The organism is Pseudomonas sp. BMW13, assembly GCF_013357275.1.
GTDB classification, from domain to species: Bacteria; Pseudomonadota; Gammaproteobacteria; order Pseudomonadales; family Pseudomonadaceae; genus Aquipseudomonas; species Aquipseudomonas khazarica.
The window spans coordinates 1-533 of the sequence record NZ_SUKD01000062.1 but is presented as its reverse complement, the minus strand read 5'-3'; the positions used below and the strand labels follow the sequence as shown (position 1 = coordinate 533).

The 533-nt window shown below is 57.0% G+C and carries 1 protein-coding gene; it reads left to right on the top strand.

Translation table 11 applies throughout. From position 1 onward, the window contains the following. Nucleotides 1-95: 95 nt before the first annotated feature. Nucleotides 96-533: DUF3304 domain-containing protein (locus tag E4487_RS24195; protein ID WP_175254569.1), on the top strand; the 438-nt coding region annotated here is incomplete at its 3' end.

The following is a 533-nucleotide window of genomic DNA, read 5'->3' as shown; positions in this document are numbered from 1 at the left end:
TTTCTTTCCGGGGGATCAGGTTCGTCTGTTCTGGAGCCCCAATCTGGACAGTCCTTACGAAAACCTCAAGGAAGCACCCGAACAGGAGGTTGCAAATGGATCCCATTGATAAAGGGCTCCGCCATTGGCGTGCCTTGCCGGCCTCGGCCAGATCGCTGATCAAACTGCTGCTGCCGGTAGTGCTAGTGCTCGCCTACGTGGCCTGGGCTTACACCCGTATGCCCGGTGCCATTCTGTACGTACACAACCACACCGACCGCCCCATCTTCAGCTACGCCGTCAACGAAGCCTGGGGTGGAAATGCATTTGCTTATGGTGGAGGGAAGGCAACGTGCTGCTCACGCATCGAAGGTGATGTGCTGACCGTGCAATGGATTAAGAGCACCACCCAAGCTCAGTACGATGCTGGGCTGCGTGAGGAAACGCTCACACTGCAAGTGCCCAACCCGCACCGCACCCGGCAAGACAAGTACCTGCATGTGCACTTCTTTCCCGGTGATCAGATTCGTCTGTTCTGGAGCCCCAATCTGGAC